Annotated in this window: 7 protein-coding genes; all 7 read right to left on the reverse strand. The window is 40.5% G+C overall.

Annotated elements, in window-relative coordinates; translation table 11 throughout:
* Window positions 1-229 precede the first annotated feature (229 nt).
* The 7 genes from SST111_RS04105 to SST111_RS04135 all read right to left on the reverse strand — a co-directional run bounded on the left by SST111_RS04105 (window position 230) and on the right by SST111_RS04135 (window position 6419).
* Window positions 230-886: a CBS domain-containing protein gene (locus tag SST111_RS04105; protein ID WP_099810119.1), complete on the reverse strand. Its 657-nt coding sequence runs from the start codon at window positions 884-886 to the stop codon at window positions 230-232.
* 128 nt (window positions 887-1014) lie between these two features.
* A complete protein-coding gene (locus SST111_RS04110) occupies window positions 1015-1380 on the reverse strand; it encodes a glyoxalase (protein WP_099810120.1) in 366 nt (121 codons plus the stop codon).
* Between the two features lie 362 nt (window positions 1381-1742).
* The gene (locus SST111_RS04115; RefSeq protein WP_002937288.1) at window positions 1743-2453 is read right to left on the reverse strand and encodes an ABC transporter ATP-binding protein; all 711 of its coding nucleotides are present in this window, start codon (window positions 2451-2453) and stop codon (window positions 1743-1745) included.
* On the reverse strand, window positions 2453-3217 hold the full coding sequence (locus tag SST111_RS04120; protein WP_002937291.1) for an ABC transporter ATP-binding protein: 765 nt from the start codon (window positions 3215-3217) through the stop codon (window positions 2453-2455). Before SST111_RS04120 ends, SST111_RS04115 begins: the two co-directional genes overlap by 1 nt.
* A complete protein-coding gene (locus SST111_RS04125) occupies window positions 3217-4164 on the reverse strand; it encodes a branched-chain amino acid ABC transporter permease (protein ID WP_029996528.1) in 948 nt (315 codons plus the stop codon). The genes SST111_RS04120 and SST111_RS04125 overlap by 1 nt, the downstream gene beginning before the upstream one ends.
* Before the next feature lie 2 nt (window positions 4165-4166).
* On the reverse strand, window positions 4167-5054 hold the full coding sequence (locus SST111_RS04130) for a branched-chain amino acid ABC transporter permease (protein WP_024378397.1): 888 nt from the start codon (window positions 5052-5054) through the stop codon (window positions 4167-4169).
* A gap of 195 nt (window positions 5055-5249) precedes the next feature.
* On the reverse strand, window positions 5250-6419 hold the full coding sequence (locus tag SST111_RS04135; protein WP_024378396.1) for an ABC transporter substrate-binding protein: 1170 nt from the start codon (window positions 6417-6419) through the stop codon (window positions 5250-5252).
* Window positions 6420-6597: the final 178 nt, after the last annotated feature.

Raw genomic sequence — 6597 nt, forward strand, 5'->3', positions numbered from 1 at the left:
TTGTAGCGAACTTTGTTCGCTCAATTTCCAACTTCCAACTGTCCCCCAGACAGTTGGAACTATGCGGGGGTGGGAGTGAAACAGTCTGGGGATAGACTGTTTCAGCTCAACAACTAGAAATAAAGACTTGTTGACGAACTCTTCTATGAATGGTTGAGTTCTTTCCCACTCCCATTCCCCTAAAATACTAGAATGATAGCTAAAGAAAACAACCGAGAAATCTCGGTTTTTAAATATTTTTAGCAACAGTCGGAACCAAGCTATCCACTTGGATACCTGCACCCTCGAAAAGAGTTCGAACTTCTGCAACATCAACTTTTCCGTCAATCTGCACTTCGATGACAACTTTTCCAGACTTGGTAGCAAGTTGCACAGTAGATACAATATTATAATCCTTATCTGCCACCAATCGAATAATTTTTTCTAACTCCCCTGCCTTATTTTCAACAAGGAACCGAGCGCGTACTCCTTCTTCTCCATAACCTGAGACATGAAGAAAAGCTGCAAAAATATCACGATCAGTAATGACCCCATATAGTTGACCGTTGTCAACAACTGGAAGGATCCCCACTTTGTTTTTATACATGAGATAAGCAGCATCTTCAAGACTAGCATAACCTGAGACTGTGATAACATTCTTAATCATCACATCCTTGACCTTAGTCTTATTCAAAAGGTAGTTCATCTCGTAAATAGATAGGCTAGTTGCCTTCGATGGACTAGCTTCTGCGATCGTTCCCTCAGTGACCAAACCAACCAACTTATCATTTTCAATAACAGGTAGACGGTGCAAATCCTGTTCACGCATAATATCTGCAGCGTATGCAATGGTTGTATCTGGTGAAATATAAACAACTTTACGGGTCATAAAATCTTTAACAGACATAGAACTTCCTCCTTTGGTAAATCGTACTTTATTATACCACAAATCCGAAAACGATTTCAATATTTAATGAAAAGAAATGAAAATCAGCGATAGAAAACCGCTGATTGTTCCAAAGCTAACTAATTTTTCTATCCTTTAACCGCAAAGTAATGACCACTTGGACTTGCAAAGTTAAAGTTAGGGAAAGGCTCCGCATTGACCGAACTGCAAGTATCTGTCAGCCCAGCGATTCGTGCCTGAAGACCGTCAATATCATCTGTCTCAAACAAGAGACTTGGCTTCATATCAATCACTTCTGGCGATACTTGGTGGATAAATTCATTTGCATAAACAGTAATGGTCGTTGTTGCTTCTGGATGTGACTTCATATCAAAGGTTTCGTAACCCATCATCTCTGATTCATTGAAGATTGTGAAACCAGCAGCCGTCCAAAAAGCCTTCTCAACAGCTACATCATCCACATAAAACATAAGACCAAATTCTTTGTTAAACATTTTTATACCTCGGTATAGACATTCTAAAAATACTTCTGATGGAGATACAATGCTATCATATTATCCAGAAATTAGCAAGTAAGAGATAAAAAGAAAAACGTCAAAGTTGGAGGACCAAGTAATGCATATTGCTGGTGTTCCTATCTCCCGATTAAAACAGCCCAATCTTGATATAAAGAAAAACGCCCGCCGGCGTTTCTCATCTCCAACTTAAAACGTGGGGTAACCCACTTATAAAGAAAACCGCTTACCAGCGGTTCTCATTTCCAACCTAAAACAACCCGTCAGGTTGGGGACAAACCAGCAACATGCATTGCTGGTTTTCCTATCTCCCGATTAAAACAGCCTATCCGTAGGCTGTTTTAACCACCCAGATATGCTTTTTTGACTTCTTCTGAGGCGAGGAGTTCTTTTCCTGTTCCTGAGAGGACGACTTTTCCTGTTTCTAGGACGTAGCCACGGTCTGCGATAGCAAGGGCTTTGTTGGCATTTTGCTCAATCAAGAGGACAGTTGTTCCTTGTTTTTGAATATCTTGGATGATATCAAAAATTTCTTGGATAAAGATCGGAGCCAAGCCCATTGATGGTTCATCAAGGAGCAAGAGCTTTGGTTGACTCATTAGGGCACGTCCCATGGCCAACATCTGTTGCTCACCACCTGAAAGGGTAGCGGCATCTTGGTTCTTACGCTCCTCCAAACGTGGGAAGCGCGCAAAGATCTTTTTTAAGTTTGCTTGGTTTTCTTCACGATTGTTACGAAGGAAGGCACCCATTTCCAAGTTTTCCATAACAGTCAAGCCTGCAAAGACATGTCGACCTTCTGGAACTTGTGACAAACCGTCCGCAACGATTTTACGAGCAGGAACTTTTTGAATCTCATTTCCAAGGAAAGAGATCGTTCCAGCTGATGGACGAACAAGTCCTGAAATAGTACGAAGGATAGAGGTTTTACCAGCACCATTAGCGCCGATAAGTGTTACAACTTCACCTTCATTAACCTCAAAGCTAACATCTTTAACAGCCTCGATAACGCCATAGTTGACAGAAAGATTTTTAACTTCTAACATTGCCATTATGCTTCACCTCCAAGGTAGGCTTCAATTACACGCTTATTATTACGAATTTCTTCTGGTGTACCATGGGCAATCAAACGACCGTACTCCAATACGTATATCCGCTCCGTCACTTCCATAACCAAGCTCATATCGTGTTCGATCAAGATGATAGTAATGCCAAATTCTTCTTTGATTTTACGGATGAGTTGGGTCAATTCTGCCGTTTCTTGTGGGTTCATACCAGCCGCTGGCTCATCCAAGAAAAGAATTTTCGGTTCAGTCGCAAGGGCACGAACGATTTCCAAACGTCGTTGTTGACCGTAAGGAAGGTTTTTAGCTAATGTATCTGCATCTCCATCCAAATCGAAGATTTTCAAAAGTTCAATCGCTTTTGTTTTCAACGCTTCTTCATTCTTATAGAATGCTGGAAGACGGAAGAAACTTGCAAATACTTCTGATTTACCATGGTTGCCAAGACCAATCAAAACATTTTCCAAAACGGTCATATTTTTGAACAAACGAATGTTCTGGAAAGTACGACCAAGACCAAGCGAAGCAATTTTTGATGGTGCTTTACCGTTCAAAATAGTCCCTGCAAGAGAAATTGTCCCCTCACTTGGCTCATAAACACCTGTTAAGAGGTTGAAAAGAGTCGTTTTACCAGCACCATTTGGACCGATAAGACCAACCAATTCCCCTTCATGAAGTTCCATGGTCACGTCACCAACGGCAGTCAGGCCACCGAAGTTCTTGGTTAAATCTTTTACTTCAAGTAATGCCATTACTTAACCTCCTTCTTCTTGAGTAGAGCTGCTACGCTGAATTCCTTCGTTCCCAAAAGACCTCCAGGACGGAAAATCATCAAGAGAATAAGAGCTAATGAATAGATAATCATTGAAATATCAGAGTAACTCTTGAGGAATACGTTCAAAATACCAAGTACAATGGCTGCTACAAAGGTACCTGTGATAGAGCCCAAACCACCCAATACAATGATAATCAAAACGTTAACGGAGGTCATAAAGGCAAAGTCTTTCGGAACAATTGTCCCAACGTATCCTGCATGGAGACCACCTGCAATGGCTGCCGTCATGGCACCAAATACAAAGGCTGAAACCTTAACAAATGTTGGATTTACACCTACAGATTCTGCCGCAATTTCATCCTCACGAACAGAAATTGTAGCACGTCCCATCGGACTGCGCAAAAAGTTAACTGTCACCAAGGTTGTGATGATTACAAAAATATAAACTAAAGGCCAGCTTGTAAAGAGTGGAATAGACATAATACCTGCTGCACCATTCGTTACACTACCACCATTTATAATTAAAATACGAATAATCTCTGCAACACCAAGGGTCGCAATGGCAAGGTAGTCACCTTTCAAACGCAATGTTGGAAGACCTACTAAGAGGGCTACACCACCAGCAACCAACATACCAACAAGCAAGGCAATAGCAAAACCACCATAAGATGGCATCATTTTCCCAAGGATACCTACTGCATAAGCACCAATAGCCATAAAACCAGCATGACCAAGTGAAAATTGACCTGAGAAACCAACAATCAAGTTTAAACCAACTGCCAAGATTATCTGAATTCCGATTTGCTGAACAATCTGGATGTAGTAAAAATTCAGAATCCCTGCTGATACAAGACCTTGAATAAGTCCAAAACCAGCCAATAAGATAGCCAACCAAATTGCATTAACTTTTAAATTTTGCTTCATGGTTACACCTTCTCTTTCACATTTTTACCAAGAATACCACTTGGACGAACAAGGAGGATGATGATTAATACAGCATAAACAATCGCATCACGGAAAGTATCCAAACCGATTACATATGTAAATGTTTCAATAATACCGATAACAAATCCACCAAGTGCTGCACCAGGAATAATTCCGATACCGCCCAATACTGCCGCTACAAAGGCTTTCAAACCTGGGGTCATCCCCATCAAAGGCTCTATCTGGTTATAGTAGAGACCTAGGAGAACACCCGCTGCCCCTGCAAGAGCTGACCCAAGAGCAAAAGTAAAGCTGATTGTACGGTTTACGTTAATCCCCATCAACTGAGCTGCATCGCTATCTACAGAGACCGCACGCATGGCTTTCCCCATTTTTGTACGTTTGACAATTAATTGAAGAGCGACCATCAACGCAAGCGATACACCAAGAATAATCAACTGGATATTGGTAACAGAAACTGGACCAAGGTTAAAAGTCACAGCTTCGATTGCTTGTGGAAAGGCTTTTACGTCTGCTGTAAAGAATTTGACCATAGTGTATTCCAAGAAGAAGGATACACCGATAGCCGTAATCAAAGCTGCTATACGCGTTGAATTACGCAAAGGGCGATAGGCTAAAAACTCTATAACGACACCGAGAATAGCCGTCCCTACCATCGCTAGAATGAGAGCAACAAAGAAACGCGTTCCACCATCTGCAATAAAAGTTAAATTATTTAATAGGAAGTACCCCATAAAAGCACCCATCATATACAAATCACCATGGGCGAAGTTAATGAGTTTGATAATTCCGTACACCATGGTATAACCAAGGGCCAAAAGGGCATAAACAGAACCAAGAATCAAACCATTGACAAGTTGTTGAAGCATAGGTTCACCAATCTTTCTAAATATTTTTCGAGCTCAATAGCATTGTTACATTATACAAAATTTTCTGAAAATAAGCAAGTTAGACAGGGAGTTTAATCATTACCGAAAATTTTACCCAAATTTTATATCCGCATGTCTACTATTCTATACATTCTGACAAGTGAAAAAGAGGGAATTCCCTCTTTTCATCCACTATTAGTCAATAGAGATAGTATCTACAGATGATTCTTCTCCGTTTGTTAGACCAACAACATAAACTGATTTAACAACATTGTGCTCTTTGTCAACAGACATTGTACCAGTCACACCTTCAAAGTCTTTCAGAGCTGCAAGATTAGCCTTCACTGCTGCTGAATCAGCTGCACCTTTTGCTGCTTCTGCTGCCATGTAAACTGAGTCGTAAGCTAGAGCTGAGAACATTGATGGTTCTTCATTGTATTCTTTCTTATATGCATCATAGAATGCTTTGGCTTTTTCACTTGCTGATGTTACAAATGCAGAAAGGTAGTAAACATTTGATGCTGCTGATGCAGTTGCCAATTCAGTAAATTGTGGTGAGTCAAAACCATCTGAACCAAGTATTGGCTTGTCAATACCCAAACCGCGTGCTTGCTTCACAATTGTACCTGTTTCATTGTAGTAACCAGGCATGATGATAGCATCAAATTCCTTATCTTTCAATTTTGTCAGAGCAGCTTGGAAATCTTTATCGCCAGAAGCAAATGTGATTTCTGAAACGATTTCTCCTGTGTATGCTTTCTTGAACGCCTCTGCTACACCCTTACCATAATCAGAAGAGTTGTCAAAGTAAAGAACAACTTTCTTAGCTGACAAGTTCTCAGTAGCGTATTTAGCCATAATTTGACCTTGATACCCATCTGTAAAGGTTGTACGGAAGAAGTATTCTTGGACCTCACCTTTATCGTTCACAACCAAGTTTGTTTGAGTTCCTGAAGGAGTAATCATAGGAACACCAGCAGATGTCAATGCTGGAATAGAGGCTGCTGAAGCTCCTGATGTAGCTGGGCCAATCACAACGTTTGCCCCTTCACTTGCCAAGCTTGTTGCAACAGTAGCTGCCTCTGCTGTTTCAGACTTGTTGTCTTTTGTGATCACTTCGATTTTTTTGCCGTCAATACCACCCGCAGCATTGATTTCTTTCACGGCAAGGTTGGCACCTTTTTCCTCTGTTTGACCATAAGATGAGACAGCACCTGACAACTCCAAGTTGTAGCCGATTTTAAATGTATCACCTACAGAAGAACCTGCGGCTGAAGTATTGGTTGTCGAAACATTACCACATGCAGCGAGTAGAGCTGCAGAGGCAAATGTAGCAAGAGCTACTGCAAATTTTCTTGTTTTCATGAAAACTCCTTAAATCTTTCTTAAATTTTGCGATGTATCTAATATACTGAATTATCAGAAAATTGTCAACAAAAAAAGAAAAATTTTTAAAATAAAAAATTAGCGCTAAATTCCCAAAGTAAGTTCTAGTCTGTCTTAAAAACTGGAAATTAGACTGAGACAAAGAAATAAGGTAGAA

The sequence above is a fragment of the Streptococcus suis YS161 genome, assembly GCF_002760245.1.
In the GTDB taxonomy this organism is placed as follows: Bacteria; Bacillota; Bacilli; order Lactobacillales; family Streptococcaceae; genus Streptococcus; species Streptococcus suis_I.

What these genes read in the sequence shown, in the direction of transcription:
- SST111_RS04110 (WP_099810120.1), bottom strand. Translation starts at nt 1,380, where the DNA reads ATGTTTAACAAAGAATTTGGTCTTATGTTTTATGTGGATGATGTAGCT.
- SST111_RS04120 (WP_002937291.1), bottom strand. Translation starts at nt 3,217, where the DNA reads ATGGCATTACTTGAAGTAAAAGATTTAACCAAGAACTTCGGTGGCCTG.
- SST111_RS04115 (WP_002937288.1), bottom strand. Translation starts at nt 2,453, where the DNA reads ATGGCAATGTTAGAAGTTAAAAATCTTTCTGTCAACTATGGCGTTATC.
- SST111_RS04105 (WP_099810119.1), bottom strand. Translation starts at nt 886, where the DNA reads ATGTCTGTTAAAGATTTTATGACCCGTAAAGTTGTTTATATTTCACCA.
- SST111_RS04125 (WP_029996528.1), bottom strand. Translation starts at nt 4,164, where the DNA reads ATGAAGCAAAATTTAAAAGTTAATGCAATTTGGTTGGCTATCTTATTG.
- SST111_RS04130 (WP_024378397.1), bottom strand. Translation starts at nt 5,054, where the DNA reads ATGCTTCAACAACTTGTCAATGGTTTGATTCTTGGTTCTGTTTATGCC.
- SST111_RS04135 (WP_024378396.1), bottom strand. Translation starts at nt 6,419, where the DNA reads ATGAAAACAAGAAAATTTGCAGTAGCTCTTGCTACATTTGCCTCTGCA.